The organism is Micromonospora sp. NPDC048835 (assembly GCF_040649995.1).
GTDB lineage: Bacteria > Actinomycetota > Actinomycetes > Mycobacteriales > Micromonosporaceae > Micromonospora.
The window spans coordinates 155,085-174,271 of sequence record NZ_JBEZGM010000006.1 but is presented as its reverse complement, the minus strand read 5'-3'; the positions used below and the strand labels follow the sequence as shown (position 1 = coordinate 174,271).

Below are 19,187 nucleotides of genomic sequence, written 5' to 3'. Positions count from 1 at the left end.
GTCCGTTCAGATCACACCGAGGAGGCCGGCATGGGCATCGCCGACGACGCGGTCGAGATCCGCGCGCAGGGCTGGCGCACCCTCGCCGCGCTGCACGGCCTGATCGAGACCGCCCTGGAGCGCGCCCTGCAAGGGGGCCACGAGCTGTCCGTCGTCGAGTACACGGTGCTCGACGCGCTCTCCCGGCAGGACGGCTGGCACATGCGGATGAGTCAGCTCGCCCGCGCCGCCGCGCTCTCCGGCAGCGCCACCACCCGCCTGGTCACCCGTTTGGAGCAGCGCGGGCTGCTCACCCGGATCCTCTGCGCCGACGACCGGCGTGGCATCTACACCGAGCTGACCCCGTCCGGTTCCGAGCTGCTCGCCCAGGCCCGGCCCACCCACGACCGGGTGCTCACCGACGCACTCGCCCAGGCGGAGGCCACCCCCGAGCTGGCACCGCTCGTGGACGCCCTGCACCGGCTGCCGGCCACCCGCTGACCGCCCGTCCGGCCGGACGAACGCGGGCGTACGGTACCCGCAGCCCCACCGGGACCGCCGCGCCAAGGAGGCAGCCGATGCAGGACCGCACCCCTCGTCCGGAGGAGCTGGAGCCGATCGAGCGCGCCGGCATCGACGAGCTGCGCGCCCTGCAACGCGACCGACTGCGCTGGTCGTTGCGGCACGCGTACGACAACGTGCCGCACTACCGCCGGGCGTTCGACGCGGCCGGGGTGCACCCCGACGACTGCCGGGACCTCGCCGACCTGCCGCGCTTCCCGTTCACCGCGAAGGCGGAGCTGCGGGAGAACTACCCGTTCGGCATGTTCGCCGTACCCCGGGAGCGGGTCGCCCGCCTGCACGCCTCCTCCGGCACCACCGGTCGGCCGACCGTGGTCGGCTACACCCGCGACGACCTGCGCACCTGGGCGCGCCTGATGGCCCGGTCGATCCGCGCCTCCGGCGGCCGCCCCGGCGACCGGGTGCACGTCGCGTACGGCTACGGACTCTTCACCGGCGGCCTGGGCGCGCACTACGGCGCCGAGGAGCTGGGCTGCACCGTCATCCCGGTCTCCGGCGGCATGACCGAGCGTCAGGTCGTGCTGATCCGTGACCTCGAACCCGAGGTCATCATGGTCACGCCCAGCTACCTGCTGGCCATCGTCGACGAGATGCGCCGCCAGGGCATCGACCCGCGCGCCACGTCACTGCGGGTGGGCATCTTCGGCGCCGAGCCGTGGACCGAGGACATGCGCCAGGAGATCGAGCAGCAGCTCGACATCCACGCCGTCGACATCTACGGGCTCTCCGAGGTGATGGGGCCCGGCGTGGCGACCGAGTGCGTCGAGACCAAGGACGGCCTGCACCTCTGGGAGGACCACTTCTACCCGGAGATCATCGACCCGGCCAGCGGGGCGGTGCTGCCCGACGGCGAGCGGGGTGAGCTGGTGTTGACCTCCCTGAGCAAGGAGGCGATGCCGGTCGTGCGCTACCGCACCCGCGACCTGACCCGGCTGTTGCCGGGCACCGCCCGGCCGATGCGCCGGATCGAGAAGATCACCGGCCGGACCGACGACATGATGATCCTGCGGGGGGTGAACATCTTCCCCACCCAGATCGAGGAGCTGATCCTGCGCACCCCGCAGCTGTCGCCACACTTCCAGTGCGTCCTCGACCGGCACGGCCGGCTGGACACCCTCACGGTGCGGGTGGAACGGCGAGCCGGCGTCGAGACGGCCGCCGCCGAGCGGGCCGGCGACACGCTGGCGCAACTGGTGAAGAACACCATCGGTGTGAGCGTGGCGGTCGACGTCCTCGCCCCCGACACGGTGGAGCGGTCGATGGGCAAGATGCGCCGCATCGTCGACAAACGCCATGCCGGCTGACCGGCTGGCCGACCGCGATCGGTGGCAGCTCGGCAGGGTCGACCGCGGCGTGTCGAGTCGCTCAGCTGCCAACGATCACGAGCAGTCCCGGTCCGACGTCGTCGACACAGGTCCGCCACGGAAGGCGGCACTGGTCTGACTTCCCCTCCGCGTGGCCACGCCGGGCTGCCGGTCGGCTGCGGCAGGATGACCGGATGCCACACGTCGTGCTGTTCCACTCCGTGTACGGGTTGCGGCCCGCCGTCCGCGCCGCCGCCGACCGGTTGCGCGCCGCCGGGCACCAGGTCAGCACCCCCGACCTGTACGGCGTCGCGGCCACCGACACCGTCGAGGAGGGCTTCGCGCTGCTCGACAAGGTCGGCCACGACGTCGTGCTGGACCGGGCCCGGGCCGCGCTGCGGGACCTGCCTGCGGAGACGGTGCTCGCCGGCTTCTCGATGGGCGCCGGTGTGGCCGGGGCGCTGCTTGCCGAACGCCCCGAGGCCGCCGCCCTGCTCCTGCTGCACGGCACCGGCGGCGCCCCGGACGCGGTCCGACCCGGCCTGCCGGTGCAGCTGCACCTCGCCGACCCCGACCCGTACGACGCACCGGACGAGGTCGACGAGTGGCAGCAGGCCCTGACCGACGCCGGCGCCGACCTGACGGTCTTCCGCTATCCCGGTGTGGGCCACCTGTTCACCGACCCGGACGTCGCCGAGCACTCCCCGGACGCCAGCGCGGCGGCCTGGCCGCGCGTGCTGGCCTTCCTGGCCGCCCGCTGAGCACCCGGCCGGCGACGACAGGGTGGGGTTGTGACGTCACCGTAACGTGAGGACAGGCTCTCGTCGAAGGGTGTGCCGACGTGAACGAAACGGTCCTCAGCGTCATCGGTCTGATCCTGGTCGCGGTCTCGCTCTGCTTCTCCGCGCTGCAGACGCGGGAGGTCGCCAGACAGAGCCGCATCAACAACTGCATCGGCTCGGCGAACGCGATCCTCGAGATTAACAACGTCGGTCAGGCGTGGCACGGGCGGATACTTGACGATCCGGCACTGCGCCCGTACTTCTTCGAGGGCAGACCCTGCGCGACCGACGACCCGGCACGCCGCAGGGTGGTGACCCTGGCCGAAGGTCTCGCGGATCTCCTCGAGTGCAACCTCCAGATGGCCCCACTGCTGCCCGCCTTCACGTACGCCCACACCTGGCATCTCTGGCCGGCCCAGATGTTGCGGCAGAGCCCGGTGCTCGCCGAGGTGGTGGAGGGTAACCCCGGCTGGTGGCCAGGACTCGACAAGCTGCGCCAGCAGATCCGTGCCGACGCGCCGATGACCCATCCGCTGCTGCCCGCGCCTCGACCTCGCTGGCGGCCGTCCCGCTCCGATGTCAGGGACGGCGCACCTCGGCAGGGCGACGCCGACGCCGGACTGGCGACCCCGGCGGGTGGCGCGGCTGTCGCCCATCCGCAACGGTGACCCCCAGCCGTTGCCTCCGGGAACGCGACTACGCCGCCCCCTCGACGGCGTAGTCGAACTCGGAACGTCCAGCGCCCCACTGGACAACCGGGCACGACCCCGCCTGGTCGGGTGAGTCGCCGACGTCCTGCGAGGTCGGCGACCGGGCTCAGCGTGCGCTGGCGCCGATGCGCGGGGGCGTGGCGGTGCCGTGCACCCGCTTGGCGTGGCGGGCGAAGAGCCGGGGCGCGATGATCGGCATGAGCAGTCGGGCCGGCAGCGGGGCGTGCGCCAGCACCGCCCTGACCACCTCCGGGTCGCCCTCGTACATGGCCAGACCGAAGGCCAGCGGGAGCTGCTTCTTCGGGGACTTGCTCATACCGTGCTCGCCGAGCTGCATCCACTCCCGGGCGGTGACGTGCCGTTGCGCCAGGGGCAGGATCTCGTTCTCCTCCAGGGCCATGTGGTCGATGAGCGCGGTGCGCAGCTGCTCCAGGGCGTCGGTGAGCTGTTCACCGTCGCGTCCGGTGCTGCGCCACCGGGGGAGGAGGGCGATCACCGCCGCGTGGGCGTCCTCGATGGCGTGGTGCTGCGCCTCCATGGTGGGGACGATCGCCGCGGCCTCCGCGCCGCCGCGCTCCAACAGCCGGGGCCACAGCAGCAGATCCTCGCCCTCGTGGTGCACGTGCAGGATGTGGCAGAGCATCTCGGCGTGGGCGCCGACGACCTCCGCGCGCGCCGTGTCGCCCGGCGCGACGTCGCGGACGAGCTGCGGCAGCAGGCTGAACTCGCGGCGGAGCGCCGAGTGCGCCATGTACATGTCGCGCACGTCGGCCATGGCTTCGCGATGGTTCTGGTTCACGGTGACCTTTCCGAGGGATCAACTGGCACAGATATGTTGATCATGCTCGGTGCCACTTGGAGACGGCTTGGAATCCACCAACCGCAGCGGTCAGTCGGCCAGCGCCGCCGTCGCCGCGGCCAGCCAGTGCGGCGACCCCCACCGGCGGGCCACCCGGGCGGCGAGGGTGAAGTGCCTGCTCGCCTCCTCGTCGCGGCCCAGCAGCCGGAACAGCTCCCCGAGCGTCAACGCGACCGGCCGCACCACGGCCGCGGTGGTGGAGAAACCGGCCAGTTGGTCGCGTACCGGAAGCAGCGCGTCGATCACCGGCTGGGCCAGATCCCGCCGACCCAGCGCCACGATCACCATTGCGCGTACGGTGAGCAGCGCCGACGCGAAGTAGTCCGGGCGGTAGGTGTGCCGCCCGATCGGCATGGCCCGCGCCTCGTCCAGCCGTCCGCTCCCGATCAGCGCCAGGGCCAGCAGGTCGTCCACGATCGGGCCCAACGACCCCCGTATCCGCCGAGTGGCCTCCAGGTGCTCACCGAACCGCCCCTGGCTGATCAACAGGGTGCCGGTGGAGAAGTAGTGGAACGCCTCGGCGTGCAGCGAACCCTGCCGCCGCATCTGCACGGCGACCTCGTCGTAGTGCCGCCGCGCGGCGGCGAAGTCACCGGCGACGTGGGCGAGGGCGCCCAGCGAGCACAGGTTGATCGTCTGCGCCTCGTGAAGCTGGTACGTCTCGGCCAGCCACCCCTGCCGGGCGACGCGCAGGCGCAGCTCGTCCGGTTCGTTCAGCGCGGCAGCGCAGTGGCCCAGCGCCTGCTCGGCCACCGAACGGTAGGTCACCAGCCCGTGCTCGTCGGCGAGGTCGAGCAGCTCCCGGGCGAACTCCCGGCGGGCCGGCGCCTCCCGTTCGTAGCTCATCGTGCGCAACCGTGCGGCCAGCCCGAGGGCGCGCAGCTCGGGGTCGCCGAGCCGCCGCGAGAGGGCCAGCGCCTCCTGTCCGGCCGCCACGCCTCGCGGGTCGGACTCGCCGTCCAACTCGGTGGCGAGCGCCTCCGACAGCCGGCAGCGGGCGACCGGGTCCAGGTGGTCGGCGCGCAGCAGTCGGGTGAGCAACTCGACGACCTCGTGGTCCACCACCCCGTACTCGTGGGTCAGCCACGGGGTGGGGACGGTCCACGCGGTGAACGCCGCGACCAGCAGCTCGTCCCGGCCGGACGCCGCGGCGACGTCGATCGCCCGGGCCCGGGTCTGCCGGGCGGCGGCCACCGCGCCAGCCCGCGCCTGGGCGCGTAGCAACCGTCCGAGCAGGTCGACCCGCAGCGCGTCGCGGTCCCCGGCGACCGTGGCGGCGGCCTCGACGGCGTTGCCGAGCAGCTCGACAGCGGCGTCGTACGCGTACCGCCGCTCGGCCAGTTCGGCGGCGCGGATGGCGTAGTCGACGGCGAGCGGCGCGGTGTCGGCCGAGGCCGCACGGGCGTAGTGGTGGGCGAGCGCCGGGTAGTCGTCGGGTGTCAACCGGCGGGTGGCCTCGGCGATCCGGGCGTGCAGGCGGGTCCGGCGCAGCCGCGGCACGTCGGTGTAGATGGTGTCGCGGACCAGGCCGTGCACGAAGCGCACCCGACCCGCCGCCGGCTCGGTGAGCAGGCCGGCGCGCAGCCCGACCTCCAGCGCTTCGAGGGCGCGGGCCTCGTCGGTGCCGGCCGCGTCGACGAGTGTCCGCACCTGCGCCTCCCGCCCGAGCGTGGCGGCGAGGCGCAGCACCGAAACCGTCGACGACGGCAGGCGGGCGAGTCGTCGGCGCAGCACGTCGCGGACCCCCTCGGGCACGTCGGAGGTGGCGACGAGCGTGCCCTCGGCGGCGAGCAGCCGCGCCGACTCCCGGACGTAGAACGGGTTGCCGCCGGTCCGCTCGGCCAGCGCGGCGACCGTGTCCGGGTCGACGGTGGTCCCTGCGAGCACGCCGAGCAGCCGTTCGACCTCCACCGCGCTCAGACCGCCCAACGGGATCCGCTGCGGTGACCGCCGGGCCAGGACCGCCATCGTGTCGGCGAGCCGTTCGGTGTTGTCGGCGGGCCGCAGCGCCGCGACGAACAGGACGGCGCCGGTGGTCATCTCGGTGACGCTCTGCAACAGGAGCAACGTCTCGGCGTCGGCGGCGTGCAGGTCGTCGAGGACGACGGCGACAGGTCTGCGGGCCGCGGCGGCGTCCAACCAGACGCCCACGGCGCGGTGCAGCCGGAATCGGCCGGCGGTGACGTCGCCATCGGCCGCACCGTCCTCCCCGCCCAGCAGCGGGGCGAGCGGAGACGCCAGGTCACCCGGGGGTGCCTGCTCGGCGAGTCGCCGCAGCGCCTCGACCCAGGCCCAGGCCGGCGGGGCGCCCTCCACCTCGGGGCAGCGACCGACGGTGACCAGCCAACCGTGGGCGCTGAGCTCCTCGCGGAAGCGCGTGAGCAGACGTGTCTTGCCGGCCCCGGCCTCGCCGCTGAGCAGGGCGACACGCGGCCCGCTCGCCACCGTGTCGGCCGCTGCCTCCCGGAGCGCCGTCAGCTCGGTCTCCCGACCGACGAAGACCTCCTCGGACGCCTGTCGCCCGCCACGTACGGCTGTCGCCGCCACGGGTGGCAGCAGGTCGAGCCGTTGGCCCAGGATTGCCGACTCCACCTCGGCCAGCGCCGGACCCGGGTCCAGTCCGAGGTGCTCCACCAGGGTCGCGCGTGCCCGGCGCAGCGCGGCGAGCGCGTCACCCTGCCGGCCGGTACGCCACAACGCCAGCGCCAGCAGCCGCCAGCTCTCCTCCCGCAGCGGTGCCTGCCGGGTCAGCAACTCCGCCTCCGGCACCGCCTCGGCCGCGTCGCCGCAGCGCACCACCGCGTTGAGCAGCAACTCCCGGGCGCCGAGCCGCAGCTCCTCCAGCCGCAGCACCTCCGGCTGGGCCCACGGCTCACCGGCGAATTCGGCGTACGCCCGGCCGCGCCACAGGCCGAGCCCGTCGGTCAGCAGTCGACGTGCCCGGCCCGGGTCGGCGGGGCTCACCGTGCGGGCCTCGGCGAGCCGCGCCTCGAACCGGCAGGCGTCGACGGCCTCGGCGGGTGGCCGCAGCGCGTAGCCCGGTGCCGCGGTGACCAGGACCCGGGCCGGCGCGCGGCGTTCGCGGGCCGGCTCCAGCAGGCGACGCAGGTGCGAGACGTACGCCTGGAGGGAGGCGATCGCCCGCGGCGGCGGATCACCCCGCCACAGGTCCTCGATCATCTGACCGACGGAGACGACCTCGCCACGGGCCGCGAGCAGGAGCGCGAGCACGGCGCGTTGACGGGGGCCGCCGAGGTCGACCGGCCCGCCTGTGTCGACCTCGACCTCAAGCGGTCCGAGCACCCGTAGCAGCATGACGGCACCAATCCTAGTCCCGCTGGTATCCGGGTCGTCCGCTCCTCCGGGACACTGCCGGCCAGCTCACCGTAGGCGCGGCGGCTCCCCACCGCGCGGTGCGCCGCGGAACGCGCCTCGTGGCGACGGCGGCGGAAAACCGGCTCGACCGAGCCGGCCGGGGTGTAGAGAATGCGCGGCATGGAGTTTCTGTGCTACCACCGGGACCGGCCCGGCTCGGCGGCGCTGCGCGACGAGATGCTGCACGAGCACTGGTCCTACATGGACAGGTTCGCGACCGAGCTGATCGCCCGCGGCCCGACCGTCGTCGGTGACACGGCCACCGGCAGCGTGCACATCCTCGATGTGCCCGATCCGGCCGCCGCGCGGGCCTTCGCCTTCGAGGAGCCGACCTACCAGGCCGGTGTGTACCGGGACGTGTTGGTGCGCCGGTGGCGCAACGCGCTGGGCCGCACCATGTGGGACTTTCCGGGTGGCCGCACGGGTGGCAACCGTTGGCTGGTGCTCGGCCTCGGCTCGGGACCGGCCGTCGACCTGGCCGTGCCGTCGGACCCGGACGAGCTGATCGCGTACGGGCCCCTGCTGTCCGACGACGGCGCCACCTGGCTCGGCACCGCCGCGCTGCTGCGGGCGCCCGACCCGGGCGCGGCGCGCGCGATCCTGACGGCCGACCGGTACGCCGACGTCGAGGTGCACAACTGGCAGTTCGGCGGGCGGCCGTCCTGAGCCGCCCGCCGACGCTGCCGGGTTCGGGGCTGCCGCCCCCGCCGAGGGTCGGTCAGGCGGAGGCGGGCAGGCCGTCCGGTCGGCGTGTCAACGGCGGGCCGGGCGTCGACCGTGACGTGCCGGGCGCGGCGTCGACGTCGACGAGTCTCCAGTTCCCCGCCGCACCCGTACGCGTGGCGCGTGCCGACGCTGCGAGCCGACCGGTGTCCCGGGGCGAACCACCGCCGACCGTCCGGTCGGTGCCGGGGTTCGCCACGGCGGGACGGGCGGCCATCGTCGGGGTGGGGTTGCCCCGCCGTGGCGGGTTCGGGTCGGTGGCACCGTCCGGCCCCACCGGGGTCAGCGCCGCGAAGACGGCGTCGAGGTGACCGGAGCGAGCGCCGACGGTGTCGAGGCGCACGATCTCGGCGTCCGCCGTCGAGGCGTTGACCAAGCCGGCCGGATCGTCGGCCAGGTCGGCGGTGTCGAGGTGCGCGAGGCCGGCGGCCCGGCGCTTGAAGACGACCCGCAGGGCGCGGGGCAACCGCTCGGCGGCGACCTGGCGCAGCGCGGGCGCGGCGAAGGCGTACCCGTCCACGCGGTGCGGGAGCAACAGCCCGGCGGCGACAAGACCGCGGAGCACGGGTGCGGCCCGGCCGGGCGTCCAGCCGAGCGCCCGGTCCACGGCCTCGCCGCAGATCGGGTCATCGAGGGTACCGGCGGCCATCAGCACCGCCCGTCGCTCACCGTCGAGGTGGTCGAGCTCCGGCCCGACGGCCCGGCGGACCACCTCGGGCAACGGGAGCGCCGCCGGGTCGGCACCGTCCACCACCGACGTGACGTACGCGGCCGCGTGTCCGGGGCGCCCTCCCACGAGCGGCAGCAGGCGGTCGACCAGGGCCACCGGCTGCCCGGCCCTGGCCAGCAGGTGGCGCAGCAGCCGCCCGGACTGCACCGTGGCCAACGGTCCGATCGTCACCGGCCGGGCCGGGTCGGGCCGGGTGTCGGCGCACTGCGGCTGGTGCACGGTGAGCAGGGCCAACGGCAGGCCGCGCTCGGTCGCCGCGCCGAACAGCGCGTGCAGGAACCGGCGTACCGCCGGCGCGGCCCGGTCCAGGTCGTCGACGGCCACGATCAGAGGCCGGTGGGCTGCCAGGCTCAGCAGGACCTCCCGGCCGACCGCCGCGCCGGCGAGGGCGGCGGCCGAACCGTCCGGGCTGGTGAGCATCCGGTGCAGCGCCGAGACGGCGGTGGCCACCCGGGTCGGCGCAAGCAGCGGCGTCAGAGCCGCGACGAGTCGGTCGTGGACGGCCGCCGGGCCGTCGCCGTGCCGGATCCCGGCGACGTCGCGGAGCAGGTACGCGACCGGCGCCAACGCCTGGTCGGGGCACGGCTGGCACGGTGCCACGCACCAGCGGACCGGCGATCCGTCCACCGTGGCCAGGCCACGGGTCAGCTCGTGCAGCAGCCGGCTGCGGCCACTGCCGGTGGGGCCGACCAGGGAGACCCAGCGTGGTGCCCGGTCGCGGATGGCGGAACCCAGCTGGTCGCGGACGGTGGCCAGCTCGCGGCGTCGACCGACGAGCGGGCCGTCGTGGCGCTCGGCACCGGGGCGTACCGGACCGACGGCGTGCCAGAGCGGCGCCGGCGGCACCTGACCGGTCACCGGCGCCAGTTGACGCTTGGCGATCAGGCCGGCGGTGGCGCGGGCGGTCGCCGCGCAGAGCGCCACCGCGCCGGGTGCGGCGTACTCCTGCAGGCGGGCCGCCGTGGTGATCACCGCACCGCTGGCCGCGCCGTGCCCGCCGGTGACGGCGTCGCCCAGGTCGACCACGACCTCGCCGGTGGCGACCCCGACCCGTACGCGCAGCCGGATGTCGTCGACCATCGGCCGCCGGTCCAGTGCGGCCTGGATCTCAAGCCCGGCGCGCACCGCCCGGTACGCGTCGAAGCCGTCGGAGCGCCGGGCGCCGAAGAGCGCCATCACGGCGTCGCCGATGTACTTCTCCACCACCCCCTGCCAGCGGTGCAGCACACCGGCGACGGTGTCGAAGTAGGCCCGCTGCATCGCGCGGACGTCCTCCGGGTCGAGGCGGTTCACCAGGGCGGTGGAGCCGACGATGTCGGCGAAGAGGACGGTGACGATGCGCCTCTCCTCGGGTACCGGCCAGAGCGGGGTGACGGTCCGTTGCGCGTCGGCGATGATGCTGGTGGTCATGGGTATCGCACCGGCCTTTCTCCCCGCTGTTGCCTGATCACCCCGGAGATTGGCACTCCTGAGCCGACGGGGGATCTGCAGAACGACGTATGTCGGCCACCCGCAACCTTTAGTCGCAAAGTCGACGCGAGGAGTACCACAAGCGGCAGACGACCGTAGAACGGTGTGGGGCCCTGTGATTAGGCTGCGTGGCATGGCCAGCGATGTGGACACCGCACCGCTCGTGGGCCGGGCCGAGCTGGTGCAGACGGTTCGGTCCGCGTTGCTCGGTGACGCCGCGCACGGGCAGACCGCGGCGGTCTTCCTGACCGGCGAGAGCGGTGTGGGTAAGACCCGGCTGTTGGGCGAGATCGGCGACCGCCTGCGGGAGCGGGGCGCCGTGGTGCTCACCGGCAGCTGTCTGGACATCGGCGACGCCTCCCCACTGCACCCGCTGTTGCAGGCGCTGCGCAGGTTCGACAGCGAGGTGTCCACCTCGCACGCGCGCACCTCCTCGGCGGTACGCGGGCTGTTGCAGATGGTCGCCGACGAGACCGCCGGCCCGGACGGCGCGGGCGCGCTGCTGGAGCGGGTCTCGCGCGGCCTGCACCTGATCGCCGAGGGCCGCCCGTTGGTGCTCATCCTCGACGACCTGCAATGGGTCGACCGCAGCACCCGGCAGCTCCTGCTCTACCTGCTCGCCGGCCTGGGCGACCTCCAACTGTCGGTGCTGGCCGCGGTGCGGGCCGAGTCGTTGCAGGGCGCGCATCCGCTGCGCCGGGTGCTCACCGAGCTGCGTCGGCTGCGCACCGTGCGGGTGCTCGACCTGGCCCCGCTGGGCCGGACGGACACCGAGACGCTCGCCGCCGCGGTGGTCGGCCGACCGCTCAGCGCGGACGCGGCCGAGCAGGTGTGGCAGCGCAGTGGCGGCAACCCGTTCGTCATCGAGGAGCTGGCCCGGGATCTGCGCGACGGCCGCGACGGCCTGTCCGAGACCCTGCGGGAGATCTTCCTCGACCGGGTCGACGCGCTGCCCCAGCACGCGCACGCCGTGGTGCACGCGGTGGCCGCCGGTGTCGAGCCGGTGCAGCACTGGCTGCTCGCCGAGGTGCTGCGGATGCCGGAGGACGAGCTGATCGCCGCCGCCCGGGCCGCGGTGGCGCACCGGCTGCTGGTCGGCGCCGACGAGGGCTACCGGTTGCGGCACCGCCTCGTCGCCGAGGTGCTGGCGCACGAGCTGCTGCCGGCCGAGCGCCCCGGGCTGCACCGCCGCTACGCCGAGGCGCTGACCACGGTCCCGGGCGAGCTGCACCAGGCCCGGCTGGCGCACCACTGGCGGCTGGCCGGCGAGCCGGCGCGCGCCCTGCCGGCGGCGGTGGCGGCCGCTCAGGAGGCCGAGCGGCTGCACGGTTACGCCGAGGCGCACCGGCACTGGTCGGCGGCGTTGCAGTTGGCCGCCGAGCCGGGCCCGCTGACGGTGGACCGGATGGAGTTGCTCGAGAACGCCGCCGAGGCGGCCCACCACTGCGGGGAACACGCGCGCGCGTTGGCCCTGCTGGAGGAGTTGGCTGCGCTTCGCGGCGGTGAGCCGAGCTGTGCGCTGCGCATCCGCCGCGCCCGCTACCTGGCCGCCGCCGGTCGCTCCGCGCTGGCCGAGGAGGAGTACCAGCGGGCGCTCACGGCGGGGGACTGCTCCCCCCGAGACCAGGCGAGCGCCGCCGCCCGGCTGGCCGAGCTGTTGCTGCACCTGGGTCGGTACGCCGACGCCGGCGCGCGTGCCCGGGAGGCGCTGGCATTGGCCGAGAACGTGGCGGGCTCGGCCACCGAGGTCGTCCTGGCCAGTTCGGCGCTGGGCTTCAGCGACGCCTGTCTGGAAGACCCGGACGCGGGTCTCGCGGTCATGCGCGACGCCCTCGACACCGCCGAGCGTGCCGGCCAGCCCGAGGACGTGGCGTGCGCGTACCTGCACCTGGCGGAGCTGCTGACCGGGCCACTCAACGTCCTCGAGGAGGGCGTGGTGGTGGCCCGGCGGGGTGCCGAACGGGTGGCCGAGCTGGGGCTGGGCCGCACCTGGGGCACCCGGCTGCTGGCCATCGCCATCAACGGGCTGTTCCGGGTGGGCCAGTGGGCCGAGGCGGAGAAGGTGGTGGCCGTTGCCCTGCGGCACCGACCGTCCGGCGCGGATGCCGTGGAGTTGCTGCTGGCCCGGTGTCGGCTCTCGGTGGGCTACGGCGACGTCGAGGCCGCCGGTCGGGATCTCGACGCGGTGGCGACCCTGCTCGCCGGTGGCGGGGCGCGTCACGTGATTCCGCTGCTCACGCTGCGCTCCGGGTTGGCCATGTGGGAGGGCCGGCACGACGTGGCGCGGCAGGCGGTGCAGCGGGGCCTCACCGAGAGTCCTTCCGACGACGTGATGATCCTCTCCGCACTGGTCTGGCACGGCCTGCGCGCCGAGGCGGAGGCCCACGTCAGCCGCGACATCGAGGTCGACCCGACAGCGGTTCGCCGACTGCGGGACGTGGCCGACCGGGTGGCCCGCAAGAGCGCCGGGGCCGCCCGGCCGGTGCGTTCGGTGGTGGAGGGATTCCTGGCGTTGTGCGTGGCCGAGGTGAGCCGCCTCGACGGCAGTGACCCGGAGTTGTGGGCGGCGTCGGCTGCCGAGTGGGACCGACGCAACCACCCCTACCCGGCGGCCTACTCGCGGCTGCGCCAGGCCGAGGCGCTGCTGGCGCGCCGCACCCGGGTGGCCACCGCCGGCAAGCTGCTGCGGGAGGCGTACCGGGTCGCGCAGGGGTTGGGCGCGGTGCCGTTGACCTCGGAGATCCGCGAGCTGGCGGGGCGGGCCCGGGTGTCGCTCGACGAGCGCGACAGCACCGCCGGTCAGCGGAGCGCGCCGGCCGAGGTGTCCGACGACGAGTTGGCGGCGCTCACCGCACGGGAACGGGAAGTGCTCGCCCTGGTCGCCGAGGGGTTGACCAACAAGGAGATCGGGCAGCGGCTGTTCATCAGCGAGCGGACCATCGGTGTGCACGTGTCGCACATCTTCGACAAGCTGCAGGTCCGTACCCGCGTGCAGGCAAGCGCGATCCAGTTGCGCAACCAACGGAGCTGACTGACCACTCCGACGTATCCCGGCGCGTGTGTGCGCCGGGATACGTCGTTCTACTGATCCCCCGGGCCGGTGTCGGCTGAGAGGCTGGGCCGCGTCGACGACGGCACGGGGGAGGCCGCCGACCACGATGGAGGAGAAATGATCGAACAGGTCTGGGGGCCCGTGCACCGGGACATCGTCGACCTGCTCGCCGATCATCCCGCGGACGTGCCGGCCGTGGTCGATCACCTGACCAAGTTGCAGGACATGCTGGTCCGGCTGCCTCCGTTGGAGGCCAGTTGCCCCCTCGCCGACTTCAACAGGCTCTACCTGACCATCACCAGCAGCGTGCTGGACGGGCTGTACGACGACCGCTTCGTCGACCCGGTCTTCCTTTCCCGGCTCGACGTCGAGTTCGCCGCCCGGTACTTCGACGCGATGCGACTCTGGACCGACTCGAGCCCCGGCACCCCGAAGGCGTGGTCCTGCCTCTTCGAGCGGATGCGGGGGCCGGATGCCCGCCCGCTGCCCTCGGCTGCGGCCGGGGTGAACGCGCACATCAACTTCGACCTGCCGTTCGCCCTGGTGACCACGTTCGACCACCTGGAGTCGGAGCCGGTCGACGGCAGCGACCAGCACCACGACTACCTGGAGATCAACCACATCTTCGCCGACAAGATCCCCGGGCTGCGCCGGGGCTACCTGGAGCGGTGGCAACTGCTCATCGACATGCTCAACGGCGACATCGACGACTGGTACCAGGGGGAACTGGTCGAGTACACGCGCGATGTCGCCTGGCGTAACGCGCAGAAGATCTGGCGGTGCCGGCACGATCCGGACGCCCGCGAGTGTGAGCGCACACGGTTGGACGACAACGCCGCAGCGCTCGGCCGGTTGCTGCTCTCGCCCCTCGGGGCGTTCCTGCAGTAGCTGGGACGGGGGGTCCCCGCGCTCCGCCCCGTGGGGGGCGGCGGAGCGCGGGGACGCGTTCCACATGTTCCACCCCCGCTGGGTCGCCCGAGGTCGGGCCGGCCACGCGGGGGGACAGCCGGTCGGCCCCGGGGGGTGTCGACCGTCTGCCACCGTCGGCCGGCCCGGGGGGTGCCGGCCGGCGGTGGGGGACAGCGCGCGGGGGCACGCCGACGGCGGACGGATTCGGGGGTGTCGGCGGGCTCGGATCGGGTACGCCCGCGCCATGACCGTCCTGGCCCGGCGCCGGCCCGCCGCCCGTCCCCGACCCGCGCGGCCCGGCCCTCTGCGGCCGGGTGGCCCGGTGTCGCGACCCACCGCGCGGCCCGGCACCCGATGACCGGCGTCGCGGCCCGGTTTCCGTTCCGCTTCGATCCGGTGTTCCGCCCGGCGCTGGCGTTGCTTGGGGTCCGGCCGGCGACGACCTGGGTCGCCGTCACCGAGCGGGACCTGACGATCCGGTACGGGCCGTGGCGGCTACGGACCGCCCGGGACAACGTCACCGCCGTCGAGCTGAGCGGGCCGTACCGCTGGTGGCGGGCGATCGGCCCACACCTGTCGTTGGCCGACGGCGGTGCGACCTTCGGCAGCAGCGCGGCCGGCGGGATCTGCCTGCGCTTCGGCGTACCGGTGCCGGCGCTGCTGCCCGGAGGGCGGCCCCGGCACCCGGCGGCCACGGTGACCGTCGCCGACCCGCCCGCGCTGGCCCGGCTGCTCGCCGTCCCGGACCTGTCCTGAACAGGTCGAACAGCTGCACGGTTCCGCCGACCGGGGCCCGGTGCACCGCCTACCGTCGGATCAGGACCTGTGAGGGTGGGACTGGCGATGGGTGACGAGCACCGGGCGAAGGCACGACGCTGGACCGGACGCCGGCACGCGCCGACCGGGCCGGACCCGGCGCTGCGGGCGGCCCGCGATCCGGCCCGCCCGCACCGCGGCGGCCGGCAGGGGGTGGTGGTGCCCGAACGGGTGCCCACCCCCGCCCAGTCGGCGCCGCCGGCAAGTCCGCTGCGCCGGTGGCTCTTCCAGCACCAGGTGCAGCCGCCCGGTCCCGAGGCGGGCGAGGGGCAGAACCGTCGGCACGCCTGGTGGCAGGTGATGTGCCTGACCGGGGTGGACTACTTCTCCACGCTGTCGTACCTGCCGGGCATCGCGGCGGTGGCGGCCGGTGCGCTCTCTCCGCTGGCGACGCTCCTGATCGTCGTGCTCACCCTGTTCGGCATGCTGCCGATGTACCGGCGGGTGGCCCACGAGAGCCCGCACGGGCAGGGCTCGGTGGCGATGCTCGAGCGGTTGTTGCCGTTCTGGCGGGGGAAGATCTTCGTCCTCGTCCTGCTCGGCTTCGTGGCCACCTCCTGGATCATCACGATCACCCTGTCCTCGGCCGACGCCACCGTGCACCTGTTGGAGAACCCGTACCTGCCGGACACCCTGCACGGCTCCCTGGTGCCGGTCGTGGTGACGGTGGTGCTGTTGCTCATCCTCGGTGGGGTGTTCCTGCTCGGTTTCCGTGAGGCGGTGGTGGTGGCCATCCCGCTGGTCGCGGTCTTCCTGGCGCTCAACGCGGTGATCGTCGTGGTCGCGGTGACCCGGATCGTCGAGGACCCGGGCATCGTGTCGGACTGGACGGCCGCGGTGAGCGCGACCGGCGGCGGGCCGGGCCACGTGCTGCTCACCGCCGTGTTGGCGTTTCCGCTGCTGGTGCTGGGGCTGTCCGGCTTCGAGACCGGGGTCAGCATGATGCCCCTGGTCGCGGCCGACGGTCCGGACAAGCCGGCCCGGCTCGCCGCCCGGATCCGTAACACCAGGCGGCTGCTCACCACCGCCGCGCTGATCATGTCCGTGTACCTGATCTCGACGACCTTCGTGACCTCGGTGCTCATCCCGAAGGAGGAGTTCCGGCCCGGCGGCGCCGCTAACGGGCGGGCGCTGGCGTTCCTGGCGCACACCCACCTGGGTGAGGTGTTCGGCACCGTCTACGACGTGAGCAGTGTGCTCATCCTCTGGTTCGCCGGCGCCTCGGCGATGGCCGGGCTGATCAACATCGTGCCGCGCTACCTGCCGTCGTACGGCATGGCACCGGAATGGGCGCGGGCGGTACGCCCCGTGGTGATCGTCTACACCGTCGTCAGCGTCGCCATCACCATCGCCTTCCGCGCCGACGTCAACGCCCAGGCCGGTGCGTACGCCACCGGGATCCTGGCGATGATGGTCTCCGGCGCGGTGGCGGTGACGATCTCCGCCGCCCGGCACCGCCGGCGTGGCGCCGCGATCGGCTTCACCGTGCTGACCCTGGTGCTGCTGTACGCGCTCCTGGAGAACGTCATCGAACAGCCGGACGGGATCACCATCTCCGCCCTGTTCATCCTCGGCATCATCGCGGTCTCGTTGGTCTCCCGGGTCACCCGGACCACCGAGCTGCGGGCCGAGCGGATCGAGTTCGACGAGGCGGCCCGTCGGTTCATCACCGAGTCGCTGGCGCACGACGGCCAGCTTCACCTGATCGCGAACAAACGGCAGAAGGGCTCGGTGAAGGAGTACACGGTCAAGGAGCGCGCGCAGCGCGGGATGAACCCGGTGCCCGGGGCCGCGGACGTGCTGTTCCTGGAGATCGATGTGGTCGATCCGTCGGAGTTCAGTCAGGTGCTGCGCGTGCACGGGATCGAGGTGGGCGGCTTCCGGGTGTTGCGGGCCAACAGCCCGGCCGCGCCGAACGCGATCGCCGCGATCCTGCTGGCCCTGCGGGACGCGACCGGGGTACGGCCACACGCGCACTTCGAGTGGTCGGAGGGGAGCCCGATCGCGCACCTGGCGCGTTACCTCATCCTGGGGCGGGGGGACACCCCGCCGGTGGTGCGGGAGATCATCCGCCGGACCGAGCGGGACCCGCTGCGTCGGCCCGGCATCCACGTCGGCGGGTGACGGTCGTCCCGTTCTGCGACTCAAAAAGATGAACAGGGGCACTCTTTCACGTTCACACCTTCCTGTCCGTATTGCGGACCTATGGTGACGTTTGGTGGCCGGCGAGCACGTCGCGCCCCCCGCGCCCGGATCGGCGCGGTCACGTCAAACAGCCAGGAAGGTAGGCACCGTTGATGTCCACGTACCGAGAGGGAGACCGCGCGGCGCGACCCAGACGGCGGTCCCGGTGGTTCTTAGCCAGCGGCTTGCTGGCGGGGAGCCTGGTCGTGGGAGCGGCCGGTGTGGCCGGCGTCGCCGCCGCCGCCGACCGCGCCCTCGCCCTCCCCGGGCTGGGCCGGCTGACCGCGGCGACCGGCGGTGACGACGAGCGCCGCGACCGCGACCGGCCCGCGACCCCCGACGAGCGCGACGGCGAGCGGGCCCGCCCCACCACCCCGGGCACCGGCAAGAAGGGCGTGGTGTCGGTGCCGTGCGACGCCGCGAAGCTGGTGGCCGCGTTGGTCACGGCCAATGCCGAGGGCGGCGGGGAACTCCGCCTCGCACCCAAGTGCCGCTACACCCTCACCGAGGCGTTCCACGAGACCGACCAGTACGACGGCGGCATCCGGGATGCCCGGGAGGCCGCCGACGCGGCGGAGACCCCCGGGGACGCCGAGGCGCCGCCGCACAACCCGGCCGACGACACCGCCGGCCTGCCGGTGATCTACCAGGCCATCACGATCAACGGTGCGGGCGCCACCATCGCCCGGGACGCCCAGGCGGCGGCCTTCCGCTTCTTCACGGTCCGCGACGGCGGCGAGCTGACCCTGCGGGACGTGGAACTGCACAACGGTCGCTCCGCCATCGAGGGCGGCAGCGTGCACGTGGTGCACGGCGCCACCGCCGTGGTGGAACGGGTCACCGTCTCGCAGAGCACGTCGCTGTCACCCGAGGGCGGCGGTGGCGGCATCTTCAACGACGGCAACATGGTGGTCACCGACTCCACGTTCGTCGGCAACAGCGCCTCCGGCGCCGCGGGCAAGGGCGGGGGCCTGCTCAACGGTGGCGTACTGACGCTGAAGCGCTCCGAGTTCCACCGCAACAGCGCCAACGCGTACGGCGGTGGACTCGGCAACTACCGTGGTGCCGCCGACGTGGAGAGCGTCTCCTTCACCCACAACAGCGCCACCCAGGGTGGCGGTCTGGCCAGCTTCTCGGCCCGGACGAAGGTCTCCGACACCGAGCTGCTGAACAACACCGCGCAGGTCGGCGGCGGCGCCGCCAACTCCGACGCGGTGCTGGTGATGCGCACCATGACCATCCGCGGCAACACGTCCACACTCAACGGCGGCGGCATCTCGACGGTGAAGGGTCTGACGCCGCTCGACGACAGCGTGGTCGAGGGGAACACCACCCACGGCCTCGGGGCGGGCATCTACGCCGAGAAGGCGAACCTGCTGGTCCGCGGCAGTGACGTGACCGGTAACGAGGCGGTCGGCGCCGCGTCCAAGGGTGGCGGCATCTACGCCACCGCGGGCTCGGTGGCGATCTACACCAGCAAGGTCACCCACAACGCGTCGACGCTGAAGCCCGGCGGTCTCTTCGCCTCCCACGCCCAGGTCAAGATCGACGATGAGAGCGTGGTGGTGGAGAACGAGCCGACCAACTGCGAGGGCAGCCAGGTGCCGATCGCGCACTGCTTCCGCTGAGCGTCGACAGGCGTACCTCGCCATCCTGAGCGCGCCATCCTGAGCGCACCGCCCGCCCGGACGATCCTCCGGGCGGGCGGTGCG

General features: G+C 73.6%; 13 protein-coding genes. 10 read left to right on the top strand and 3 right to left on the bottom strand.

Annotated elements, in window-relative coordinates:
* Positions 1 to 30 precede the first annotated feature (30 nt).
* The 4 genes from AB0C15_RS10095 to AB0C15_RS10080 all read left to right on the top strand — a co-directional run bounded on the left by AB0C15_RS10095 (position 31) and on the right by AB0C15_RS10080 (position 3,315).
* The gene (locus AB0C15_RS10095; RefSeq protein WP_357350653.1) at positions 31 to 480 is read left to right on the top strand and encodes a MarR family transcriptional regulator; all 450 of its coding nucleotides are present in this window, start codon (positions 31 to 33) and stop codon (positions 478 to 480) included.
* Between the two features lie 77 nt (positions 481 to 557).
* Positions 558 to 1,865 (top strand): phenylacetate--CoA ligase PaaK, encoded by a 1,308-nt coding sequence (gene paaK / locus AB0C15_RS10090; protein WP_357350651.1) that lies wholly within the window; start codon positions 558 to 560, stop codon positions 1,863 to 1,865.
* Positions 1,866 to 2,059: 194 nt separating this feature from the next.
* Positions 2,060 to 2,626 (top strand): dienelactone hydrolase family protein, encoded by a 567-nt coding sequence (locus tag AB0C15_RS10085; protein ID WP_357350649.1) that lies wholly within the window; start codon positions 2,060 to 2,062, stop codon positions 2,624 to 2,626.
* Positions 2,627 to 2,706: 80 nt separating this feature from the next.
* Positions 2,707 to 3,315 (top strand): hypothetical protein, encoded by a 609-nt coding sequence (locus AB0C15_RS10080; protein ID WP_357350647.1) that lies wholly within the window; start codon positions 2,707 to 2,709, stop codon positions 3,313 to 3,315.
* Between the two features lie 148 nt (positions 3,316 to 3,463).
* Here the strand turns inward: AB0C15_RS10080 and AB0C15_RS10075 are convergent, their stop codons facing one another.
* On the bottom strand, positions 3,464 to 4,132 hold the full coding sequence (locus AB0C15_RS10075) for a hemerythrin domain-containing protein (protein WP_357350645.1): 669 nt from the start codon (positions 4,130 to 4,132) through the stop codon (positions 3,464 to 3,466).
* A 114-nt stretch (positions 4,133 to 4,246) separates the two neighbouring features.
* Positions 4,247 to 7,519: a BTAD domain-containing putative transcriptional regulator gene (locus AB0C15_RS10070; protein WP_357350643.1), complete on the bottom strand. Its 3,273-nt coding sequence runs from the start codon at positions 7,517 to 7,519 to the stop codon at positions 4,247 to 4,249.
* A gap of 192 nt (positions 7,520 to 7,711) precedes the next feature.
* Between AB0C15_RS10070 and AB0C15_RS10065 the strand changes: the two genes are divergently transcribed.
* The gene (locus AB0C15_RS10065) at positions 7,712 to 8,257 is read left to right on the top strand and encodes a YciI family protein (RefSeq protein ID WP_357350641.1); all 546 of its coding nucleotides are present in this window, start codon (positions 7,712 to 7,714) and stop codon (positions 8,255 to 8,257) included.
* A 52-nt stretch (positions 8,258 to 8,309) separates the two neighbouring features.
* On the opposite strand, the gene AB0C15_RS10060 is transcribed toward AB0C15_RS10065, so the two are convergent.
* Positions 8,310 to 10,454 carry an adenylate/guanylate cyclase domain-containing protein gene (locus tag AB0C15_RS10060; RefSeq protein ID WP_357350639.1) on the bottom strand — a complete coding sequence of 715 codons (2,145 nt, stop codon included), beginning with the start codon at positions 10,452 to 10,454 and terminating at the stop codon, positions 8,310 to 8,312.
* A gap of 193 nt (positions 10,455 to 10,647) precedes the next feature.
* On the opposite strand from AB0C15_RS10060, the gene AB0C15_RS10055 reads away from it, so the two are divergent.
* The 5 genes from AB0C15_RS10055 (at position 10,648) to AB0C15_RS10035 (ending at position 19,103) form a co-directional block, all read left to right on the top strand.
* On the top strand, positions 10,648 to 13,545 hold the full coding sequence (locus tag AB0C15_RS10055) for an AAA family ATPase (protein ID WP_357350637.1): 2,898 nt from the start codon (positions 10,648 to 10,650) through the stop codon (positions 13,543 to 13,545).
* A 138-nt stretch (positions 13,546 to 13,683) separates the two neighbouring features.
* Positions 13,684 to 14,454: a DUF5995 family protein gene (locus tag AB0C15_RS10050; protein ID WP_357350635.1), complete on the top strand. Its 771-nt coding sequence runs from the start codon at positions 13,684 to 13,686 to the stop codon at positions 14,452 to 14,454.
* Between the two features lie 375 nt (positions 14,455 to 14,829).
* On the top strand, positions 14,830 to 15,231 hold the full coding sequence (locus tag AB0C15_RS10045) for a hypothetical protein (RefSeq protein WP_357350633.1): 402 nt from the start codon (positions 14,830 to 14,832) through the stop codon (positions 15,229 to 15,231).
* An 87-nt stretch (positions 15,232 to 15,318) separates the two neighbouring features.
* Positions 15,319 to 17,415 carry an amino acid transporter gene (locus tag AB0C15_RS10040; RefSeq protein WP_357350631.1) on the top strand — a complete coding sequence of 699 codons (2,097 nt, stop codon included), beginning with the start codon at positions 15,319 to 15,321 and terminating at the stop codon, positions 17,413 to 17,415.
* A 173-nt stretch (positions 17,416 to 17,588) separates the two neighbouring features.
* Complete coding sequence (locus AB0C15_RS10035; RefSeq protein ID WP_357350629.1) at positions 17,589 to 19,103, top strand: hypothetical protein; 1,515 nt, start codon at positions 17,589 to 17,591, stop codon at positions 19,101 to 19,103.
* Positions 19,104 to 19,187: the final 84 nt, after the last annotated feature.

Coding starts and splice junctions, on each gene's coding strand:
- AB0C15_RS10095 (WP_357350653.1), top strand. CDS start 31: ATGGGCATCGCCGACGACGCGGTCGAGATCCGCGCGCAGGGCTGGCGC.
- paaK (WP_357350651.1), top strand. CDS start 558: ATGCAGGACCGCACCCCTCGTCCGGAGGAGCTGGAGCCGATCGAGCGC.
- AB0C15_RS10085 (WP_357350649.1), top strand. CDS start 2,060: ATGCCACACGTCGTGCTGTTCCACTCCGTGTACGGGTTGCGGCCCGCC.
- AB0C15_RS10075 (WP_357350645.1), bottom strand. CDS start 4,132: ATGGCCGACGTGCGCGACATGTACATGGCGCACTCGGCGCTCCGCCGC.
- AB0C15_RS10065 (WP_357350641.1), top strand. CDS start 7,712: ATGGAGTTTCTGTGCTACCACCGGGACCGGCCCGGCTCGGCGGCGCTG.
- AB0C15_RS10060 (WP_357350639.1), bottom strand. CDS start 10,454: ATGACCACCAGCATCATCGCCGACGCGCAACGGACCGTCACCCCGCTC.
- AB0C15_RS10055 (WP_357350637.1), top strand. CDS start 10,648: ATGGCCAGCGATGTGGACACCGCACCGCTCGTGGGCCGGGCCGAGCTG.
- AB0C15_RS10050 (WP_357350635.1), top strand. CDS start 13,684: ATGATCGAACAGGTCTGGGGGCCCGTGCACCGGGACATCGTCGACCTG.
- AB0C15_RS10045 (WP_357350633.1), top strand. CDS start 14,830: ATGACCGGCGTCGCGGCCCGGTTTCCGTTCCGCTTCGATCCGGTGTTC.
- AB0C15_RS10040 (WP_357350631.1), top strand. CDS start 15,319: ATGGGTGACGAGCACCGGGCGAAGGCACGACGCTGGACCGGACGCCGG.
- AB0C15_RS10035 (WP_357350629.1), top strand. CDS start 17,589: ATGTCCACGTACCGAGAGGGAGACCGCGCGGCGCGACCCAGACGGCGG.